The sequence below is a fragment of the Hymenobacter sp. 102 genome (genome assembly GCF_049949205.1).
Lineage (GTDB): Bacteria > Bacteroidota > Bacteroidia > Cytophagales > Hymenobacteraceae > Hymenobacter.
Genome location: NZ_CP188172.1, coordinates 370820 through 390973 on the forward strand (window position 1 = coordinate 370820; position 20154 = coordinate 390973).

Sequence of the window (20154 nt, forward strand, 5' to 3'; positions counted from 1 at the left end):
TGGCTGGTTTGGTAGGTAACGTCTGTCATCCTGAGCGAAGCGAAGGACCATATCACGGTGTACCGTGTCGTTGTAACGTGATAAGGTCCTTCGCTTCGCTCAGGATGACAGTTTACCTCCATGCAACCACCCAACAATTCAACCACTCAACCACCAAGCGGCCCCTTCTCCACTTCCAGCCGCAGCAGGTTCAACGCGGCGGTAGTGGTATACTCCAGGTTGAGCTGGCGGCCGCGGTTGAAGCTGATCTGGCGGGTAACGGTGTGGCGGGCGTCGGCGTAGGCTAGGCAGATGGTGCCGACGGGCTTGGCATCGGTGCCGCCGTCGGGGCCGGCAATGCCGCTGGTGGCCAGGGCCACATCCACGCCCAGGCGGCGGCGTAAGCCCTCGGCCATTTCGGCTACGGCCGGCTCGCTTACGGCCCCGTGGGCGGCCAGCGTTTCGGCCTTCACGCCCAGCTCCTGCAGCTTGATGTCGTTGGAGTAGGCAATGATGCTGCCCTGGTAGTAGCGGGAGCTGCCGGGTACGCTGGTGAGGCGGTGGGCCAGCAGGCCGCCGGTGCAGCTTTCGGCGGTGCCCACCGTGAGGCCCCGCTTGGCCAGCAGGTTGCCCACGGCCGTTTCCAGGTTGATTTCGCCCTCGGCGAAGATATGGTCACCGAGCAAGGTGCGCAGCTCCGGCAGCAGGGCCTCCATGCGGGCGCGCAGGTCGGGCTGGCCGTCGTCGTGGCCGGTCAGGCGCAGGCGTACGCCGCCCAAAGAGGGCAGGTAGGCCAGCTTCACGTTGGCGGGCAGGCGGTTTTCCCAGTCCTCAATGCGCTGGGCCAGGAATGATTCGCCCAGGCCCACCGTCTGCACTACCACGTGCTCAATGGCGGGCGTCTGGAAGTGCTGGCGCAGGCGGGGCAGTACCTCGTCGGTCATCAGCCCTTTCATTTCAAACGGCACGCCGGGCATGCTCACGAACACGGTGCCCCGGTCCTCGAACCACATGCCGGGGGCCGTGCCCAGGGCGTTATGCAGCACCGTGCAGTTGGCCGGCACCAGCGCCTGCTGGCGGTTCACCTCCAGCATGGGCCGGTTGAAGCGGGCAAAAATGCCTTCCACGTGGCGCAGGGTGGGCTCGTGCAGTACCAGCTCGGCACCGAAGTAGCGGGCCAGCACGTGCTTGGTGAGGTCGTCCTTGGTGGGGCCGAGGCCGCCGGTCATGAGCACCACCTGGGCCCGCTGCCGGGCCAGGTCGAGGGCGGCCACAATTTCGTCGGCCCGGTCGGATACGCTGGTAATCTGGCGCACGCGCAGGCCCAGCTTGCCCAACTCCTGGCCCATAAAGGCCGAATTGGTGTCGATGACCTGCCCGTAGAGCAGCTCGTCGCCAATAGTCATGATTTCAACGTCGGGAATGAGGGGCATAGGGAGAAGGTTAGGAGGAGTAGCGGATTTGGCGCAATATTGGCACCTCGCCCGCTAACAACGCCACACTGGCGTCTGGGTTTACCTGATTTTTTCCGTATGACTCCCCTCCGTACCCTCGCGCTGGGCCTCACGCTCACGCTGGCCACCGCCCAGCTAGCCGCCGCCCAAACCAAAACCACCACGAAAAAGACCACCACGTCCACCACCAAGAAAACCACCCCGGTCAAGAAAACGACGCCCGTCAAAAAGACCACGACTACCACCAAAGCCACCGCCGCTACCAAAGTAATAGCGCCCGTCGTCGTGCCCCTCACGGCCGACGAAGCCACCGGCGGCCTGCGCGAGGCCCTCACCCAGGCCGTAACCAAAGCCGTGGCCCAGGGCGGCGAAACCGATGGTTTCAATGCCAATGCCGACATCCGCATTCCGTTCCCGCCCGAGGCCGAGCTGGTAGCCGCCACGCTGCGCAAGCTGCGGGCCGGGGCACTGGTCGATAATTTCGAAGTGGCCCTGAACCGCGCCGCCGAAACGGCCGCTGGTCAGGCCAAACCCATCTTCCTGAACGCGGTGCAGAACCTGAGCCTGCAGGACGCCCTCACGCTGGCCACCAGCAAGGAGTCGGACGCGGCTACCACGCTGCTCTACGAGAAAACCGCCGCCGACCTGCGCACGGCCTTCCAGCCCACTATGCAGCAGTCGTTGGAGCAAACCGGGGCTACTAGGCTCTACGCCGAAATGGTAGCCCGCTACAATAAGATTCCGCTGGTGACGCCCCTCAACCCCCAGCTGGTGCCCTACGCCACTGAGAAAACCGTGGATGGCCTGTTTGCCCTCATGGCCGCCGAGGAAGGCCGCATCCGGGCCAACCCTGCCGCCCAGGGCAGCGCCCTGCTCAAGCGCGTGTTCGGCGGGAAGTAGGTTGGGGAGTGCTGAATTATGAGAGTTGAATTATGAATTGGGGGTACCGCTCATTCAGGGCAGTACCCCCAATTCATAACTCAGCACTCATAACTTAACTCTTCGCCAAAAGTGGTCCGGTTTCTGCAAAAGTGCCGGCAGTACCTTTGCCGCTCACTTTCCTTGCTATGAACTACCGCCGTTTTCTCGCGTTGCCCGTCGTGTTGCTGGGGTTGCAACTTTCCGCTTCGGCCCAGATAAAGCTCTCGAAGCTGGGAGATATTCTCAAAACCACGCTGCCCAAAACTACTACCTCCCAACCTGGTAGTACCACTGCCGGTACCGGCAGCCTTACGCAGCAGGAAGCTGCGCAGGGCTTGCGCGAGGCGCTTTCGCAGGGCATCAGCAAGGGTACCGACCAGGCATCCAAGCAGGATGGCTTCTATCTGAACCGGCTGATCCGGATTCCGTTTCCGCCCGATGCCCAGCGCGTAGCCAATACGCTGCGCTCCATCGGGCTGGGCAGCCAGGTGGACCGGTTTGAGCTAACGCTGAACCGGGGGGCGGAGGATGCAGCCAAGAGCGCCAAGCCCATCTTTCTGGCAGCCATCAAGAGCCTCACGTTTAAGGATGTGTGGGGTATCCTGACCGGGGAAAAGGACGCCGCTACCAACTACCTCAAGCGCACCACCACCGAGCAGCTCACCACGGCCTTCCGGCCCATCATCCAGCAAAGCCTCGACAAAGTAGGCGCCACCCGCTACTACACTGACCTGACCACCCGCTACAACCGCATTCCGCTGGTTACGCCCGTGCAAACCGACCTCAACCAGTACGCCACCGGCAAGGCCATCGACGGTCTGTTCACGCTGGTGGCCCAGGAGGAAGCCAACATCCGCGAAAACCCCGTCGCCCGCACCACCGAAATCCTGCGCCGCGTCTTCGGCCGGAAATAAGCACGGTAGTAGCGCGAACTGGGTGGTCCGCGCTATTGATTATAAAAAAGGCCCGCTTTCCGTAAGGAAAGCGGGCCTTTTTGTTGAGGAATTATGGCGGAAGAAACGCAAGCCGGTGCATTTTGCACATTGCTCACATTCCCGCCACATTCACCACATTACGCATTAATAGTCGTCGTAGTCGGAGTTGCGGCGGCTGTTGCGGGAGCTGCCGCTGCTGCCGTACTCGTCGGTATCGTCGTCGGAGAAGTCATCGTCGTCGAGGTCGTCGAGGGAGCTGAAACCGTTGCTGCCATCGGGGTCTTCGGTGGCTTCGGCGGTGGCGTACTCGTCTTCTGTCATGCTGGCCAGGTCCAGGGCCTCATCGTGCGAGGAGCCGGTGTCGCGCCACATCAGGTAGTCGGCGTACTTGGCCGAAAGCTGGTCTTCGGAGTTGCCACGGGTAGCACTGCCGCCGGTAGCGGCAAAGTTATCTAGCTCATCGTCATCGAAGAGGTCGTCGTCGAGGTCGTCGTGTTGTCTCATGGCCTTGCTAGGGGCGGTAAAGAGTGAAAAATTCGGGGTGAAATCGGGGCTGTGTTCCGGCTGCGAAGATACGTGCCGAGGGCTTCCAAAGGTTGCACCTCCTGCCGGAGAAGAAGTCTGGAATCCGGTATCCTAGGTTAGCAGGCTGATTGTCAACGGCTGTTTTCAGGTTCGGTGCAACCTAAAAATACGTAGTTCGCCCCACTATGCGGCTACCGGGCCGCCCGGGCCCCAAAATCGGTGATATTGACCTGCTCGGTGCAGAAATCGTACTCCTCGGGCACATTGCTCGACACCAGCACCGTGCGGCCGGTCAGGGTAGCGTGCACGTGCTCCAGGTACCAGGCCACGCCGGTCCGGTCGAGGTTGGTGGTGGGCTCGTCGAGCAGCAGCAGGGGGGCATCGGCGTACAGGGCCAGTGCCAGCTTCAGGCGCTGCTTCATGCCGCTGGAGAAGTCGCGCACCAACTTGTGGCGGGATTTCTCCAGGTACATCAGCGTAATCAATTCCTCGGCCGAAAGGCCCGGTCGCAGCGGCTTGAAGCGGGTATGAAACCGGATCAGCTCGGTGAGGGTCAGCTCCTCAATCAGCTCCAGGTAGGGCGCGGCGTAGGCCAGGCAGGCGGGTACGTCCTCTACCGCAATGGCCTGTCCCCGGTGCTCGTACGCCAAGGTGCCGGCCGTGGGCAGCAGCTGGCCCGAGAGCGTATTGAGGAGCGTGCTTTTGCCCGCGCCGTTGGGCCCCAGAATAGCCGTGGCCGTACCGGCCCGAAACGTGTACGTCAGGTCCCGAAAAATCCATTCCCGCGCAAACCGCTTGCTCAGGCCCGTGGCGGTAATCTGCATGTTTTAGCGCTTAGATAGTGAGAAGCGAGAAGTGAGACTGGCGTTCAATGGGCATAAGCCCGAACAACAGTCTCACTTCTCGCTTCTTCGTACTCACTTCTTCGAATCTATTCTCCGCCGCCGCTGGTGCTGCGGGAGTAGCCTTTGATGACGCCGCGGCCGGAGTTGCGGATGAAGTTTACTACCTCGTCGCGCTCCGGGGAAGGAGCCAGCTCCAGCTCAATCTGGTCGAGGGCGGCGGCGTTGTTGAGACCACTCAGGAACAGCAGGCGGTAGAGCTGCTGGATTTCAGCAATCTTCTGGTCGGAGAACCCGCGGCGGCGCAGCCCAATGCTGTTGATGCCCACGTAGGTGAGCGGCTCGCGGCCGGCCTTCACGAAGGGGGGCACGTCTTTGCGAATCAGGGAGCCACCCGAAATCATGGCGTGGGCCCCAATGTGCACGAACTGGTGAATGGCCGACGACCCGCCCACAATGGCGTAGTCCCCAATTTCCACGTGGCCCGCTACCTGCACCGTGTTGGCCAGAATGCAGTTGTCACCAATCACGCAGTCGTGGGCCACGTGCACGTAGGCCATCAGCAGGCAGTTGGCCCCGATGACGGTTTTGAGCTTGTCCACGGTGCCGCGGTTCACCGTCACGCACTCCCGGATTACGGTATTGTCGCCGATGTGCACGGTGGTTTTCTCGCCGGCAAACTTCAGGTCCTGGGGTTGCGCCGCAAGTACGGCCCCCGGAAAAATCTTACAGTTTTTGCCAATGCGGGCCCCGGCCATAATGGTCACATTGGGGCCAATCCAGGTGCCTTCCCCGATTTCCACGTCCTTGTCGATGGTCGTGAAGGGCTCCACTACCACGTTCTGGGCAATTTTGGCTTCGGGGTGAATATAGGCGAGCGGCTGGTTCATTCGATGTTGAGTTATGAGTTATGAGTTCTGAATGATGGGTTGCTGAACGACAAAGAGGTAAGTCAGATTCGACCGGCTCTGGAAGTCAATTCAGCACTCGTAATTCAACTCTCATAACTAAAAAAACTAGGCAGTTTTCCGGACGATGCTGGCCGACATTTCGGCCTCCATGACCACTTTCCCATTTACGTAGGCTTTGCCGCTCATTTTGGCAATACCGCGTTTAATGGGAGCGGTCAGCTCGCATTTGAAGATGATTGTGTCGCCGGGTTTAACCATCCGCCGGAAGCGGCAGTTTTCGATACCCAGAAAATATGTCCAGTAGTTTTCGGGGTCGGGCACGGTATTGAGGACCAGAATGCCACCAGTTTGGGCCATAGCCTCAATTTGCAGTACGCCGGGCATCACCGGGTTACCCGGAAAGTGGCCCTGGAAGAAGGGCTCATTCATCGTCACATTCTTGACGCCGGTTACCGTGCTGGCATCAAGGTGAATGATCTTGTCGATGAGCAGGAAGGGGTAGCGGTGGGGCAGCGTAGCGGCAATCTTATTGATGTCCATTACCGGCTCGCGGGCGGGGTCGTAGGCCGGCACCGGGCTGGTGTGGGCTTCCATCATCTTCTTCTTGATGCGCTTGGCAAACGCCACGTTGGCCGCGTGGCCGGGCCGGGCGGCCAGAATCTGCCCCTTCAGCGGGCGGCCTACCAGGGCCAGGTCACCCACCAAATCAAGCAGCTTGTGGCGGGCGGGCTCATTCTTGTAGCGCAAGTCCACGTTGTTGAGGATGCCTTCCTTCTTCACGGCCACCTTGGGCTTGCCCAGCATGGTGGCCAACTCGTCCAGTTCCTCGTCGCTCACCACGCGGTCCACTACCACAATGGCGTTGCTTAAATCACCGCCTTTGATGAGGTTCGACTTGTAGAGTGCCTCCAGCTCGTGCAGGAAGCAGAACGTGCGCGACGACGCAATTTCGGAAGTGAACTGGTCGATGTGGGTGAGGGAGGCGTGCTGGGAACCCAGCACCGGCGAGTTGTAGTCCACCATTACCGTGAGGCGGTAGGAGTTCAGCGGCAGGCCGGCAATTTCCACGGCCCGGGCGTTGTCCACGTAGCGGATTTCGTCGGGAATCTCGAAGTAGTTGCGCAGCGCGTTCTGCTCTTCCAGGCCCGCTTCCAGCAGAGGCTTGATAAACTCGTAGCTGCTGCCGTCCATGATGGGCGGCTCGGGACCGTCGAGCTGAATGAGTACGTTATCAATCTGCAAGCCTACCAGGGCCGCCAGCGTGTGCTCTACCGTATTGATACGGGCCCCATTCTGCTCAATGGTAGTACCGCGGGACAGGTCCACTACGTTGTCCACGTCGGCATCTACGATGGGCTGGCCGGGCAAATCCACGCGCTGAAACTTGTAGCCGTGGTTGATGGGGGCCGGGCAAAACGTCATGGTGGCCTGTACGCCCGTGTGCAGGCCAATGCCGCTCACAGTCACGGGGGCCTTAATGGTATGTTGCTTGTCGTTCATTTAAAGAAGCTAGGAGCCAGGAGCTAGAAGCTAGGAGGTAAAGGGTATAAAGAAGACAGGCAAGCCGGGCCTTCTAGCTCCTGACTACTAACTCCTAGCTTCTTCAGAGCGCAAAGCTAGGGCTTTTCTGTTGCGCTTTGGCTGCGTTCCAACTGGCTAAGGCGGCGTTCCAGATCGGGCAGGTGGCGGAATACGGCATTGGCCCGCAGCGAATCCCGCAGGCTAAAAGCCGGCGAGCCTTGCAGCAGCACGCCCTCTTCTTTCACTGATTTGCCCACACCCGACTGGGCCGTAACGGTGGTGCGGTTGGCCAGGGTGAGGTGGCCGGCCAGGCCGGTCTGGCCGGCCAGCACGCAAAAATCCCCGATTTTGGTAGAACCTGACACGCCCGACTGCGAGGCAATAACCGTATGGCGGCCTACTTCTACGTTGTGGGCAATCTGTACGAGGTTGTCGATTTTAGCGCCCTCCCGGATAATGGTAGAACCCATAGTCGCGCAGTCGATGGTGGCGTTGGCCCCGATGCTCACGTTGTCCTGCAGCACCACGTTGCCAATCTGCGGAATGGTGCGGTAGGAGCCGTCGGGCTGGGGCGCGAAGCCGAAACCATCGGAGCCGAGTACGGCCCCGGCATGGATGGTGCAGCGGCTCCCGATGACTGTTTCGGCGTACACCTTGGCCCCGGCGTAGAGAATGGTACCGTCGCCGATTTTCACCCGGTCGCCGATAAACACGTGGGGAAAAATCACCACGTCGCGGCCAATCTCGCAGTTCTCGCCAATGTAGGAAAACGCCCCGCGGTAGTGGTTTTCGCCGATGCGGGAGCTGGCGGCCATGTAGGCCGGCTCTTCCACGCCGCGCTTGCCAGTGCGAGTGGCCTGCTGGTAAAACTCCAGCAGCGTGGTGAAGCTGGTATACGGGTCATCCACCCGAATGAGAGCCGCCTGGGTGGGCTGACGCAGCTCCAGCGTGCGGCTCACAATAACGGCCGTGGCCCCGGTGGTATACAGATGATGCTCGTACTTCAGGTTAGCCAGAAACGACAGGGAGCCTGCCTGGCCCTCTTCAATCTTGGCAAGTCGGTCAATGCGCTGGGTGGCGTCGCCTTCAACTGCTCCGCGCAGCACTTCTGCTATCTGGCCTACGGTAAATTCCATCGGGCAAAAGTAGAAAATAATAGGGGTTGGTGCTTCGTGCTTCGTGCTTAGAATCGGACAAGGAGGTCTGCTCGAACAAACCAGGCACTAAGCACCAAGCACTAAGCACTGCTTACAGAATCTCCTTGGGGTAGCAGATGTAGTGCTTTTCCACGCGCTGGCTGATGGCGCGGATGTTGGGCAGGTCGGAGGCTTCGGCGACGTTGACTACCCGGCCCTGTTTCGTGAGCACGTCAATGGGGTCCTGGCCGCCAATGTCATAGGCGTTGTTGCTGATGCGGCCGATGAGCATCAGCTGAGCGGCATCCTCGTGAGGTAGGCGGAAGTGTTCGGCAATCAGCTCCACAATACCCAGTTGAAATTCCTCGTCGAAGGGCTCCGTCTGGAGCGTGATTTTGAACAGATGCCTATCGAGCAGGCTTTGGGCCAGGTAGTTGAGCACCTTATCGGGGTGGTCGGCCCAGAGCTTCACGGCCCCCCACACGTCGGTATCATCGAGGCGGGTGAAGCGGCGCAGAATCTGGTCGTCGTTTTCGAACTCCTGCTGCGTAACGTTGCGCGACAGAAAGAAATGCAGGTTGGGCGAGGCGGGTACCTGTACGCCCGCCCGCACCAAATCCCGGGCCCGCTCCATAATCCGAATCACCATCTGCTCGGCTGAGGTAACGGTTTTGTGCAGGTACACCTGCCAGTACATCAGCCGCCGGCTCACCAGGAAATTCTCGATGCTGTACACGGCCTTTTCTTCCAGCACCAGCTTTTCATCTACCACCGTCAGCATTTTGATGAGGCGGTCGGCGCCGGGGCGGCCTTCCTGCACGCCGGTATAAAACGAGTCCCGGTTCAGGTAATCCAGCCGGTCCATATCCAGCTGGCTGCTCACCAGCTGATGAAAGAACGGCCGCGGGTAGGTGCCTTCGAAGATGGCAATAGCCAGATCGAGGGCCCCTCCAAACCGAGCATTCAGCTTGCGCATCAGGTGCAGGCTGATGGCCTCGTGGTGGACATCATCAAAAATGCTGCGCTCCAGGGCGTGGGAGAGGGGGCCGTGGCCGATGTCGTGCAGCAAAATGGCCGCCATGGCGGCCTCGCCTTCCTTGGCCGAAATATTCACACCTTTGTCCTTGAGCGTGCGCAGGGCCAGCGTCATTAGGTGCATGGCCCCCAGCGCGTGGTGGAAGCGCGTGTGCAGGGCCCCCGGGTACACAAACATGGTAAGGCCCAGCTGCTGAATCCGGCGCAGACGCTGAAAATAGGTGTGCTCAATTAGGTCAAACAACAACTCCGTGGGAATGGTGACAAAGCCATATACCGGGTCGTTGAAGATTTTCTTTTTGTTCATGAGAAGGAGAGAAACCGGGGCCTGGAAACCAGCCAACACCCAGCGAAAAGGAACGGGAAAGTAGGTTCTGTGTTGTTACTACACCAGTATGCCCCCACTGAGGGCCGAACGAACGCCCGGTGAAGTCGACATTTTTCGGCTACTTTACCGCCGAGTTGGGGCGAAGTATAGGCTGGTGCGAATTTTTTAAATCAAAAACCACGGATTGGGAGTAAAGCTACTTACGAAACTTCAGTTGCATTTTGCAGCCACTACTTGCAGCTACTGCGCAAGATGTGGTATCTGTATTTCGTGAAGTGCGTTTAATGACGCGCCGGGCAGTGCCCGGCGCTACACCCCAAGTCCCCACCACATGCAATACTCCATTCTCTGGGCCGATGACGAAATCGACCTCCTGAAGCCCCACATCCTCTTTCTCAAGGACAAAGGCTACGACGTAACCGGTGTAAACTCCGGGGCCGATGCTATTGAGGAAATTCAGGAGAAGACCTACGACATTGTGTTTCTGGATGAAAACATGCCCGGCCTGACGGGACTGGAAACCCTCACCGAAATCAAGGCGGTACGGCCCACCGTGCCGGTAGTCATGATTACCAAGAGTGAGGAGGAGCATATCATGGAATCGGCCATCGGGGCCAAAATTGCCGACTACCTCATCAAGCCGGTTAACCCGAACCAGATTCTGCTGTCGGTAAAAAAGGTACTGGATAACAAGCGCCTGGTGAGCGAGGCTACGAACAGCGGCTACCAGCGCGACTTCCGCCAGCTGGGCATGCAGCTTTCTGACCGCCTCAGCCCCTCGGAGTGGGCCGATGTGTACAAGAAGCTGGTGTACTGGGAGCTGGAAATCAACGAGACGGAGGGCAAGAGCATGGCCGACGTCTTCAACATGCAGAAGGACGAGGCCAATACCTACTTCGGCCGCTTCATCACGGAGAACTACGAAGACTGGGTGAACGGCGACGATGATGAAGCCCCGCTGATGTCGCACCAACTGTTCAAGGAGCGGGTGTTCCCGATGCTGAAGGAAACCGGCGACACGCCCGTGTACTTCGTGCTCATCGACAACCTGCGCTACGACCAGTGGAAGGTGCTGGAACCCATCATCGCCGAGCTATTCACCGTTGATTCGGAGGAAACCTACTACAGCATTCTGCCTACCACCACGGCCTACGCCCGCAACGCCATCTTCTCGGGCATGATGCCGGGCGAAATCCAGAAGAAATACCCCAACCTGTGGGTGTGGGATGACGACGACGAGGGCAAGAACATGCACGAGGCCGAGTTCATGGAAATCATGTTCCAGAAGAACAACCAAAAGGCCAAGTACAGCTACAATAAGGTGACTAACCTGCAGGCCGGCAAAGACTTGCTGGGCAAAATGGCCAACCTGCACAATAACTACAAGCTCAACGTCATCGTCTACAATTTTGTGGACATGCTCAGCCACGCCCGCACCGATATGGCCATGATCCGGGAGCTGGCCGCCGACGAGTCGGCGTACCGGAGCATTACCCGTAGCTGGTTTCTGCACTCGCCACTGTACGAGATGATGCAGCAGATTGCTGAGCGCAAGGGCAAGCTCATCATCACCACCGACCACGGAACCATCCGGGTGAAGCGGCCCTACAAGATTGTAGGCGACCGGAACACGAACACCAACCTACGCTACAAGCACGGCAAAAACCTGGGCTTCGATGACTCCCGCGACGTGTACACCGTGCGCAAGCCGGAGCGCATCTTCCTGCCCCGCGAAAACGTGAGTACCGCCTACGTGTTCACCGTGGGCGACTACTTCTTCGCCTACCCCAACAACTATAATTACTACGTGAACTACTACAAGGACACGTTCCAGCACGGCGGCATCTCCCTGGAGGAATGCATTATCCCGTACGTAGTGCTCAGCCCGAAAGGGTAGTGGTACAGTAAGTCAAAAAGCAGAAAAGGCCGGTCACTTGACCGGCCTTTTCTGTTTTCTGGTGATTGCGCTGGCATGGGGTGTAGTTATAATGACAACACCATTCCAAGTATTCGGGCCAAAAAGCCTTATAGCTTTTTTGGGTTGTATCACCTGAAGATGGTAGACGCTGTCTGGTGGGAACTCCTGTATCCGGAAGGATGCTGGCTGCAAAATGCCGTTCACTATGTACAGGGGTCCAATTGTTGTTGGTGGCGTACTATGGGTGCTGATGTGGCTAAGGATGCGAGAGACTGTTGAATCAGAAAGTATCTGCAAGTGGGGTACGTGTGGCTGCAGCCGTTGTGCGCGTGCTGGGAGCTGTTGGAGCAAGGCAGTAGCTAATAGCAATCTGGATAGGAGCATCCGTTTCGTTGAGTTATGGGTTCGGCTTTCTGATGCCCAGCAAGGCTGCATTCCACTTCGGGCGGAGCGTAAATGGAGGGTCTACTGTGTCGCCTGATTGTAACTTTTTTATAACATGGTAATAATCAAGTAAGTATTGTGGAAGTGGTAGCTGGTCAGTACCTTGAAATATCGTGTAATTCTAACGTCCTGCTATTATGAAACCAGCTACCACTGCCGTTGTGCTCATTGAGTTTCAGAACGATTTCACTACCCCCGGCGGCTCTTTACACGAGGCGGTGAAAACGGTGATGAAGAAAACGGATATGCTGGCCAATACCGAGGAACTGGTGCGGCAGGCCCGCAATGCCGGAGCCCTGATCCTGCACGTGCCCATCAGCTTCACCGAGAATTACCGGGAACTGAGCCCGCGCCCCTATGGCATCCTGAAAGGCGTAGTGGATAGCAACTCCTTCCGGCAGGGCTCCTGGGGGGCTGACATTGTGGACGTGCTAAAGCCCCAGCCCGATGACATCCTTATTGAAGGCAAGCGCGGCCTGGATGGCTTTGCGACTACTAACCTGGATTTTGTGCTGCGGCAGCGCGGCATCACGCACGTAGCCCTGGCCGGGTTCCTGACCAACTGCTGCGTGGAATCCACGATGCGCACGGCCTACGAGCTGGGCTACCAGGTGTATACCCTCACCGACTGCACCGCCACCATGAGCGAGGAAGAACAGCGCATGGCCTGCGAGAAAAACTACCCCATGTTCTCTAGGCCCGTTACGCACCGGGAGTTTCTGGAACAACTCTCCGCCCTCGAGCAGCCTGAGCCGGTGAGCGAGGGGCGGGGGTATTACTAAAAACCGGTTGTAGTCAAAAACCAATGTGTCATTCCGAAGGAAGGGCGGCATAAGGGCTCAACCGCAACTAGGTCAAATCCAGATTCCGCCCTTCCCTCGGAATGATAGTGTATAGCCAGTTACTGTCCGCCGGCACGACGCTTTTCGTCTTCGGCCCCGCCACCCCGGCGCTTGGCGGGAGCCAGCTTGTCATTGCCGAAGCGGTAGGTGAAGGCCAGTGTACCCTGCCGGGAATCCTGGCGCTGGTAGAACCGCTCCACGTAGGTATCGTACTCCGACACGGCGTGGATGGGGCTGGTGAAGAAAATATCGGCCATGCTCAGCTTCAGGGTGGCTTTGCGGTTCCAGAAGTTTTTCTGGACGCCGGCGTTTACTTCTCCGTTGGGCCGCACCCGCAGGAAACCGTAGATGTCGCGGGCCTGGTAGTCGGCGTTCAATTCGGCGCTCCAGCCTTTACCCAGCGTGAAGGTGTGGTTGGTGGTCAGCGTGAAGGAGCCCCGGCCCCGGTTCAGGTTGGTACCTGCCAGGTTACCCTGGAAGCGGCTGTAGTAGAACACGGCGTTGTTGTACATCGTCCACCACTTGGCCACTTCCACGGGCGCCGTGAGGGTGAGGGCGTAGTAGTGCTGACGGCTCAGGTTCTGGGTGGTGGATAGTACCGTGCTGTCCGTTTCGGGCTGTACCACGCTGATGAGCGGTCGGTTGGTGAGGCTGTAGCTCAGGCCCAGGTTGTATTTCTGCCGGAAGGTGTGCGTGAGCTCCAGGTTGTAGCTGGTTTGCGGCCGCAGATTCGGGTTGCCCCCGCCGGAAGTCGTCTTATCGATAATTACCCGGAATGGGTTCAGCTGCCCGTAGGAAGGCCGGTCGATACGGCGGCTCAGGGAGAGGCTGGTTTCGTGCCGCTCGGAAAACACCCGCTTCAGGGCCGCACTCGGAAACAGCTGGAAATAGTGCCGGCTGAAGTTGGGCAGCTGGCCCGCCTGCACCACGTCCTGCCGGCCCTCGGCGTTGGTTTGCTCCCCGCGCAAACCGGCTTGCAGCGTGTACTTGGGCTGGGTATAGTTCAGGTTCACATAGCCCGCGTTGATGTTCTCATCGTAGCGGAAGCGGTTGGAGCGGTTCTGGTCCAGCTCTCCATCCGTGAAAAACTGCACGTCATTATCCGCCGTCACCAGGCTGGCCTTGGCCCCGGCATCCACCCGCAGCTGCTTGGTCAGGAACTGGGTGTAATCCACCTTCGCCGACTGAATCGTGAGGGTGCCCTGCTGGTCACCGGTGATGACCTCGCCCACCTGCTCGGCCCCGTTGAAGCGGGTTTCCAGGCGCTGGTCGCGGCTGGTGCGGTAGCGGGCGTAGTCGGCATCGGCCGTCAGCTCCCGGGTGCCCAGCGTATCCTGGAAAGTGTGGCGTAGGCTGAGGTTGCCGGCCACGTTGGGTGTGCGGCCCACGCGGTAGTTGTCGGAGTTATACTGCTGGGTCTGGTTGCGCAGTACATCATTGATGATGGTGCTGTTGCGGCCCTGCTGCACGTTGCGGTTGGCCAGCCCGCTCACGGCCCCGCCCAGCACCGTGCGCTCCGTCAGGTTATAATCAATGCCCGCTTTCCAGGTGTGAGTGCGCAGCCGGAAAGGCGAGCGGTTGGCCTGGTCCGTCACCTGAATCAAGTGGCGGTCGGCTTCCCCGTTAGCGCCCGGCCGGTAAAAGTCCCGGTGAATGGTCAGGCGGGGCTCTCCGGCGCGGTCGGTATAGGTATAGGAGCCGAACAGGTTATAGTTCTGCTGGCGGTGGTTCAGGCTCAGGCCCGCGTTGTACTTGTTGTACTGCGTGCGGCCATAGCTGGTGTTCAGGCTGCCATTGGTGCCTACCCGCTGGTCTTTCTTCAGGTTGATGGCAATGATGCCGGCCCCGCCCTGGGCATCGTACTTGGCGGGCGGGTTAGTAATCAGCTCGATGCTCTTCAGCTGCTCGGCCGGCAACGCCCGCAGGTAGTCGGCCAGCTCAGTGCCCGTCATGGGCTGGCGCTTGCCGTCGATGAGTACCAGCAAGCCCTGTTTGCCGCGCAGGGCGAGGTTGTCGTTGCCGTCAATGGTAACGCCAGGCGAGCGGCGCAGCACATCCAAAGAGGTGTTGCCGGCGGCCAGCGTCGAGCCCTCCACGTTCACAATGGTACGGTCGGCTTCCCGCTCAAAAGTAGGGCGCTGGCCCGTAATGGTTACCTCTTTCAGGGCCGTAGCCGCATTGGCCTGCAGCGTCAGCACTATCGGAGCCGCCGTGCTCTGGTCCGACGGCGGAAACGGCCCCGCCCAGGCCCGGGTGTAGCCCACCTGCGCCGCCGATACCAGGTACTGCCCGCCGGCCGCCGACTCAAAGCGAAATACGCCTTTCTCGTCGCTGAACTCCGTTTTGACCGCCACCGAATCGGTGGCGCGGTGCAATACTACGGTGGCAAACTCAATGGGAACTCCGGCGGCGGTTTTTACCTGTCCGGTCAGCGTTTGGGCCCAGGCGCTGGAGCAGAGCAGCAGTGCTGGCAGTAGCAACCAGCTACCATACGTTGATTTCATAGTGAACGGAGGAGAAGTGGAAAGTGAGGGCAATGCTCCGCCAGCTACCACGGACAAGCTTTTTTTGCCGGGAGCGAGGAGTGGAAGAAGTAATACGAATGATTTCGTAGTAAACGTACGAAGTATTTCGTATATTAAAACAAGCCTATGCTGATTTTTTCGGTGCCTGGTTTATTCTGGCTGCTTTGAGCAGTTGGCGGCTATCTGTTCCAGCAGAAATCGGAGCGTGTTCAGATCATTCTCGCTCAAACCCTGCAAAGCAACTGCCCGGTTATTGAGCACTACCGGCTCCAAGGCCGCCAGGGTGCGGTGCCCTTCGGCTGATACCCGCAACCGGGTCCGACGCCCATCCTGGGGGAGGGGCTCCGCCTGCAGCATCCCCCGGTCCAGCAGCAGCCGGATCATGCGCGCCACCGATGCCTGATCTTTAAAAACCCGCTCGGCAATGTCGCTTTGGGTCAGGTCGTCGGTTTCTTCAATCACGCGCAGTACCAGCCACTGGTCGATGGTAATGGCCACGCCGGCGCGGTCAATATTGGCCTGGGCCATGCGCCGATACTGCCGGATGGCTTTATCAAGTGAGTAAAAAAGAATGGATGACAGCATATGTGTATGATATGTTATAAAGATGTATGATACAGCATAAAGGTTGGCCGATTGCCAGATAATTTGTCTAATCAGTTTTGTTGAAGCTGGTTAAGCTGTCTGGAGAAAGTCGTAAAAATCAATAGCCCGTTATACGGAGCGCAGCATGACGGGCTATTGACTTTTGCTATACCATTCGGTTTTGCCAATCAGGTAACTGTAGTTACACCGTTGCGAGCTACGGCGGCCGGGCACCCGAAGGCGTTACTGCACGCCCGAAGCGCGCCGCTTTTCCTCCTCTGCGCTACCAGCCCGGCGGCGGGCTGCCGCTACCTTATCGTTGCCAAACCGGTAGGTCACCGAGGCCGTGACTACCCGGGAATCCTGGGCCGAGCGAAACGACTCGGACAAGGGCTGGTAGCGGGAAGTGGCCCGGAGCGGAAGAGTGTAGAGGGCATCGGCCACGTTCAGCTTCAGGGTGGCCCGCCCCAAGGTTTTCTGCACGCCCATCCCGAACTGCCCGTAGGAGCGCACCAGCTGGTACCCGTAGCGTTCCAGCGAGTTGTAGCTACCGCTCAGCTCAGCACTCCAGCCCTGCGGCAGGGTGAACGTGGAGTTCAGGCTCAGGATAGCTCCCGGTTGGCTGAGTGGGAGCGGGGAGCCTGGCAGCTGGCCCCGAAACCGGATGTAGAATAGCTCGGCGTTGGCGTACAGCTTCCACCAGGCCGTAGGCGTAAAGGGCGAGGAAACCGTCAGGCCCCAGTAGTCCTGGCTGGCCAGGTTCACGTCGGTGGCCGCAATCAGTCCATCCGGGTCCAGCAGGTACACGCTCAGAATGGGCCGGCGGGTGTAGGTGTAGCGTAGCGCCGTGGTGGTCTGGTGCCGGTAGGTGTGTGTCACTTCGGCCTGGGTACTGATTTGGGGCCAAAGCGCTGGGTTGCCCACGCGGTAGGAGGTGGGGTCAACGTAAGAGCGGAACGGGTTGAGCTGGTTGTAGGTAGGACGGTCGAGGCGGCGGCTGAGCGAGAAAGCCAGCTGATGCGCCTCACTGATGGGCTTTTGCAGGTTAATCGAGGGAAACAGCTGAAAATACCGGCGGCTGAACTCCTGATTGCCCACGGCCTGCCGGCCCAGCGTATTGGTTTGCTCCGCCCGCAGCCCCGCCGAAATACTCAGGCGGCGGCTACTGCGACTCAACGTAAAATACCCTGCCCGGATGGTTTCCTCATACCGAAACTGGTTGCTGAGGTTGGTATCAACCTGCCGGCTCCCGCCGTTTTGCTCCCGCTCAAACAGCACGTCGTTGCGGGAGGTAACGCGGCTGACTTTCAGGCCGGTTTCCAGCCGCAGGCCGTGCCGCAGGTTGCGCACATAGTCGGTTTTGGCGCTGAGCAGCGTGAGCGTGCCCTGCTGGTCGCCCAGCAGCCGGTTGGGCAGCGCGCCGGGCCGCAGCGCGGAGGCCGAGGTCAGGTCCAGGGTGCGGGTGAGGCGGTACCGGCCCGCATCGGCATCCACGGTCAGCTCCGGGGTGCCCAGCGAATCTTTTGGGAACAGGTGGCGCAGCAGCACGTTGGCCGTGGCATTGGGCGTGAGCAGGTTCCGCTGGTTTTGGGCCAGCACCACATCGGTAAGCTGGTGCTGCGCATCATACAGGCGCGATTCGTTGGGCCCGATGGAAGGCAGCTGGCTTTCCAGTCCGCTTACGGCCAGGCCCAGGCTGGTGCGGGAGCTGAGCGTGACATCGGCCCCGGCCCGCCACGTGTGCGACTGTAAATGGCCCCGGGGGGTATTCGTCTGCTCCAGAAACCGCGCGGGCTGGCCGTCCTGCAAATACGTGCGGTCGATGGTCAGCCGCTGCCAGGTTTGGCGGTCGGCGTAGGCGTAGGAGCCGAACAGGTTGACGTTTTTGCGGCGGTAGTTCAAAGTCAGGCCGCTGGTGAACTTACCGTACCGGCCCCGCCCGTAGGCGGCGTTGGCGCTGCCGTTGAAGCCGAGCCGCTGGTCTTTCTTGAGGTTGATGGCAATGACGCCGGCTCCGCCCTGGGCATCGTATTTCGCGGGCGGGTTCGTAATCAGCTCCATGGTAGCCACTTGCTCGGCCGGGAGGGCCCGGAGCATGGCCGCCAGCTCGGGGCCGGTGAGGGGCACCCGCTTGCCATCCAGCACCACCAGCAGCCCCTGGCGGCCCCGCAGGCCCAGGTTGTCGTTAGCGTCCAGGGTTACGCCGGGCGCCCGGGCCAGCACATCCAGGCTGGTGTTGCCGGCGCTCAGCACGCTACCTTCCACGTTCACCACGGTGCGGTCCGGCAGGCGCTCGAACAGGGGGCGCTGGCCGGTCACGGTTACATTCTGCAGCTGGGTGGCTCCGGGTTTGAGCCGACATTCCAAAGCTGGCATGGGCTGGTTGCCAGCTACTACCGGGCCGTGCCAGCAGCGGCCGTAGCCGAGTTGGCTCACCGATACCAGATACCGCCCTTCGGCGGGTACCGCCAACGTAAAGTGACCAGCCTGGTCGTTGAATTCGGTTTTAACAACGGCCGAATCGGTGGCCTGATGCAGGGTAACGGTGGCAAATTCCAATGGTCCGGCCGTACTCAGCACCGTACCGGTAATCGGAATCAGCCGCGCCTGCGCCTGGGTTTCTGAGCAGGCCAGCAGACTACCGGCAGCGGCTACACAACCGGCAGCAAGCCGGTTAGGAATAAAGAGCATAAATACACGTTCCGGTTGGTTGTGGAAATCGGAAAGTGCAATAGGGGGTAAGGGTAGAATGGCAGCGCAGGTACCATCCAAAAAGGGGCAGAAATTGCTCAGCGCCGATTTACAGCCCCGAACAATCAGCGAAATATAGCAAAGAATACCGGAGAGTCGGACGAAGCGGACAGTACATAAAAAGCCCGGCCAGCCCAGCGGCGGGAAGCCGCAAAAAAAGAGTGGCTGACCGGGACATTGCGCCCCGGTCAGCCAGCAATACGGCCACAATCAAGTGCCAAGCGTTACCGTAGTGCTTCCAGGGCCGCCTGCAACCGGGGCAGCGCGGCCTCAATGGACTCCAGTGAGGCGCCGCCCACCGACATGCGGAACCAGGGGGCCGAGCCATCGGTACCGAACGCGCTGAACGGCACCAAAGCCAGCCGCGCCTCGCTGATGAGGTAGGAGGTCAGCTCCTTGGTAGAAGTCAGCACCTGCCCGCCGGGGGTGGTGCGGCCCAGTACATCCAGCTTGGCCGTGAGGTAGATAGCGCCCATTGGTACCATGGAGTCAACGGGCAGGCCGGCCGCTTTCATGGCTTGGAGGCCCTGGTGCAGCGCCTCCAGGCTGCGCTGCACTTTCTGCTTGAACGAATCCAGGAATCCATCCACGGCGGCGGTTTCGGGCAGGTACTTGGCGGTGGCTACCTGCTCGGCTTTGGGGGCCCAGGCACCCACGTGGCCCAGAATGGCCTTCATCTTATCAATCACCGTGGCCGGCCCGAAAGCGTAGCCCACGCGCACGCCGGTAGCGGCCAGGCACTTGGAAATACCGTCAATGTACACGGTATAGTCACGCAGCTCGGGCCGCAGGTTCACGGGGTCGTAGTGCTCGGTGTTGCCGAAAGTCAGTAGCCAGTAAATCTGGTCATAGAGCAGATACAGTGGCTTTTCCGCGGGACCCCGGCGTTTGTTTTCGGCCAGCACCAGGTCGCAGATGGCTTCCAGATCCGCGCGGCTGAACACGGTGCCGGTGGGGTTAAGCGGGGAGCACAAAGCCAGCAGCGTAGCGCCCGCCAGGTGCGGAGCCAGCTCGGCGGCCGTGGGCATGAAGTTGTTTTCGGGGCGGGTTTCCACCATCACCGCCTCGGCCGAGGAGAGGTGGCAGTAGTGGTTATTGTTCCAGCTGGGCACCGGAAACACCACTTTGTCGCCGGGGTCCACCAGGGCCAGGTAGGTGGCGTAGATGAGGGGGCGAGAGCCCCCGGCCACCAGAAAATCGTTGGGCGAGTAGGCGAGGCCCAGCCGGGTTTCGGTGAAAGCGGCGGCGGCTTCGCGCAGGGCGGCCATGCCGTTGGCGGGCGGGTAATTGGTGTGTCCGGCCTGGTAGGCCTTGGTAATTTCGGCCTCCAGCTCCGCCGGAATAGGGAAAATGGACGGGTCAAAGTCGCCGATGGTGAGGTTGCAGATTTGCTCCCCCTTGCGAATCATGTCGTTTACTTCGTTTCCGATTTTGATGATTTCGGAGCCAATCAGGCTGCCGGCCATTCTCGAAACTTGCATGGGCTGTCGTGGTTTGGATCG

15 protein-coding genes are annotated in these 20154 nt (G+C 59.9%); 4 read left to right on the top strand and 11 right to left on the bottom strand.

Annotation, left to right across the window (positions count from 1 at the left end):
- Window positions 1-146 precede the first annotated feature (146 nt).
- Complete coding sequence (locus tag ACN19L_RS01580; RefSeq protein WP_426491801.1) at window positions 147-1412, bottom strand: competence/damage-inducible protein A; 1266 nt, start codon at window positions 1410-1412, stop codon at window positions 147-149.
- Window positions 1413-1511: 99 nt separating this feature from the next.
- On the opposite strand from ACN19L_RS01580, the gene ACN19L_RS01585 reads away from it, so the two are divergent.
- Both ACN19L_RS01585 and ACN19L_RS01590 read left to right on the top strand, forming a co-directional pair.
- The gene (locus ACN19L_RS01585) at window positions 1512-2333 is read left to right on the top strand and encodes a DUF4197 domain-containing protein (protein ID WP_426491802.1); all 822 of its coding nucleotides are present in this window, start codon (window positions 1512-1514) and stop codon (window positions 2331-2333) included.
- A 167-nt stretch (window positions 2334-2500) separates the two neighbouring features.
- Window positions 2501-3268 (top strand): DUF4197 domain-containing protein, encoded by a 768-nt coding sequence (locus ACN19L_RS01590; protein WP_426491803.1) that lies wholly within the window; start codon window positions 2501-2503, stop codon window positions 3266-3268.
- 165 nt (window positions 3269-3433) lie between these two features.
- Here ACN19L_RS01590 and ACN19L_RS01595 read toward each other — a convergent pair whose 3' ends face one another.
- From ACN19L_RS01595 to ACN19L_RS01620, 6 genes are all read right to left on the bottom strand, one after another.
- Window positions 3434-3793: a hypothetical protein gene (locus ACN19L_RS01595; RefSeq protein WP_426491804.1), complete on the bottom strand. Its 360-nt coding sequence runs from the start codon at window positions 3791-3793 to the stop codon at window positions 3434-3436.
- Between the two features lie 212 nt (window positions 3794-4005).
- Entirely contained in the window at window positions 4006-4638 is a 633-nt protein-coding gene (locus tag ACN19L_RS01600; RefSeq protein WP_426491805.1) for an ABC transporter ATP-binding protein, read from the bottom strand.
- Window positions 4639-4745: 107 nt separating this feature from the next.
- A complete protein-coding gene (gene lpxA / locus ACN19L_RS01605) occupies window positions 4746-5546 on the bottom strand; it encodes an acyl-ACP--UDP-N-acetylglucosamine O-acyltransferase (protein ID WP_426491806.1) in 801 nt (266 codons plus the stop codon).
- Between the two features lie 126 nt (window positions 5547-5672).
- Window positions 5673-7067 carry a bifunctional UDP-3-O-[3-hydroxymyristoyl] N-acetylglucosamine deacetylase/3-hydroxyacyl-ACP dehydratase gene (locus tag ACN19L_RS01610; protein WP_426491807.1) on the bottom strand — a complete coding sequence of 465 codons (1395 nt, stop codon included), beginning with the start codon at window positions 7065-7067 and terminating at the stop codon, window positions 5673-5675.
- Between the two features lie 116 nt (window positions 7068-7183).
- Window positions 7184-8224 carry a UDP-3-O-(3-hydroxymyristoyl)glucosamine N-acyltransferase gene (gene lpxD / locus ACN19L_RS01615; RefSeq protein WP_426491808.1) on the bottom strand — a complete coding sequence of 347 codons (1041 nt, stop codon included), beginning with the start codon at window positions 8222-8224 and terminating at the stop codon, window positions 7184-7186.
- 112 nt (window positions 8225-8336) lie between these two features.
- Entirely contained in the window at window positions 8337-9566 is a 1230-nt protein-coding gene (locus ACN19L_RS01620; RefSeq protein WP_426491809.1) for an HD domain-containing protein, read from the bottom strand.
- Between the two features lie 352 nt (window positions 9567-9918).
- On the opposite strand from ACN19L_RS01620, the gene ACN19L_RS01625 reads away from it, so the two are divergent.
- Both ACN19L_RS01625 and ACN19L_RS01630 read left to right on the top strand, forming a co-directional pair.
- Window positions 9919-11484 carry a PglZ domain-containing protein gene (locus ACN19L_RS01625; RefSeq protein WP_226268341.1) on the top strand — a complete coding sequence of 522 codons (1566 nt, stop codon included), beginning with the start codon at window positions 9919-9921 and terminating at the stop codon, window positions 11482-11484.
- A gap of 602 nt (window positions 11485-12086) precedes the next feature.
- Window positions 12087-12731: a cysteine hydrolase gene (locus ACN19L_RS01630; RefSeq protein WP_426491810.1), complete on the top strand. Its 645-nt coding sequence runs from the start codon at window positions 12087-12089 to the stop codon at window positions 12729-12731.
- Window positions 12732-12850: 119 nt separating this feature from the next.
- Here ACN19L_RS01630 and ACN19L_RS01635 read toward each other — a convergent pair whose 3' ends face one another.
- The 4 genes from ACN19L_RS01635 to ACN19L_RS01650 all read right to left on the bottom strand — a co-directional run bounded on the left by ACN19L_RS01635 (window position 12851) and on the right by ACN19L_RS01650 (window position 20133).
- A complete protein-coding gene (locus ACN19L_RS01635) occupies window positions 12851-15295 on the bottom strand; it encodes an outer membrane beta-barrel protein (protein WP_426491811.1) in 2445 nt (814 codons plus the stop codon).
- 171 nt (window positions 15296-15466) lie between these two features.
- Window positions 15467-15901: a MarR family winged helix-turn-helix transcriptional regulator gene (locus tag ACN19L_RS01640; protein WP_426491812.1), complete on the bottom strand. Its 435-nt coding sequence runs from the start codon at window positions 15899-15901 to the stop codon at window positions 15467-15469.
- A gap of 243 nt (window positions 15902-16144) precedes the next feature.
- Entirely contained in the window at window positions 16145-18592 is a 2448-nt protein-coding gene (locus tag ACN19L_RS01645; RefSeq protein ID WP_426491813.1) for an outer membrane beta-barrel protein, read from the bottom strand.
- A gap of 284 nt (window positions 18593-18876) precedes the next feature.
- A complete protein-coding gene (locus ACN19L_RS01650) occupies window positions 18877-20133 on the bottom strand; it encodes a pyridoxal phosphate-dependent aminotransferase (RefSeq protein ID WP_426491814.1) in 1257 nt (418 codons plus the stop codon).
- Between the last annotated feature and the right edge of the window lie 21 nt (window positions 20134-20154).

What these genes read in the sequence shown, in the direction of transcription:
- ACN19L_RS01600 (WP_426491805.1), bottom strand. Translation starts at nt 4,638, where the DNA reads ATGCAGATTACCGCCACGGGCCTGAGCAAGCGGTTTGCGCGGGAATGG.
- ACN19L_RS01595 (WP_426491804.1), bottom strand. Translation starts at nt 3,793, where the DNA reads ATGAGACAACACGACGACCTCGACGACGACCTCTTCGATGACGATGAG.
- lpxA (WP_426491806.1), bottom strand. Translation starts at nt 5,546, where the DNA reads ATGAACCAGCCGCTCGCCTATATTCACCCCGAAGCCAAAATTGCCCAG.
- ACN19L_RS01630 (WP_426491810.1), top strand. Translation starts at nt 12,087, where the DNA reads ATGAAACCAGCTACCACTGCCGTTGTGCTCATTGAGTTTCAGAACGAT.
- ACN19L_RS01650 (WP_426491814.1), bottom strand. Translation starts at nt 20,133, where the DNA reads ATGCAAGTTTCGAGAATGGCCGGCAGCCTGATTGGCTCCGAAATCATC.
- ACN19L_RS01580 (WP_426491801.1), bottom strand. Translation starts at nt 1,412, where the DNA reads ATGCCCCTCATTCCCGACGTTGAAATCATGACTATTGGCGACGAGCTG.
- ACN19L_RS01625 (WP_226268341.1), top strand. Translation starts at nt 9,919, where the DNA reads ATGCAATACTCCATTCTCTGGGCCGATGACGAAATCGACCTCCTGAAG.
- ACN19L_RS01645 (WP_426491813.1), bottom strand. Translation starts at nt 18,592, where the DNA reads ATGCTCTTTATTCCTAACCGGCTTGCTGCCGGTTGTGTAGCCGCTGCC.
- ACN19L_RS01635 (WP_426491811.1), bottom strand. Translation starts at nt 15,295, where the DNA reads ATGAAATCAACGTATGGTAGCTGGTTGCTACTGCCAGCACTGCTGCTC.
- ACN19L_RS01585 (WP_426491802.1), top strand. Translation starts at nt 1,512, where the DNA reads ATGACTCCCCTCCGTACCCTCGCGCTGGGCCTCACGCTCACGCTGGCC.
- ACN19L_RS01590 (WP_426491803.1), top strand. Translation starts at nt 2,501, where the DNA reads ATGAACTACCGCCGTTTTCTCGCGTTGCCCGTCGTGTTGCTGGGGTTG.
- lpxD (WP_426491808.1), bottom strand. Translation starts at nt 8,224, where the DNA reads ATGGAATTTACCGTAGGCCAGATAGCAGAAGTGCTGCGCGGAGCAGTT.
- ACN19L_RS01640 (WP_426491812.1), bottom strand. Translation starts at nt 15,901, where the DNA reads ATGCTGTCATCCATTCTTTTTTACTCACTTGATAAAGCCATCCGGCAG.
- ACN19L_RS01610 (WP_426491807.1), bottom strand. Translation starts at nt 7,067, where the DNA reads ATGAACGACAAGCAACATACCATTAAGGCCCCCGTGACTGTGAGCGGC.
- ACN19L_RS01620 (WP_426491809.1), bottom strand. Translation starts at nt 9,566, where the DNA reads ATGAACAAAAAGAAAATCTTCAACGACCCGGTATATGGCTTTGTCACC.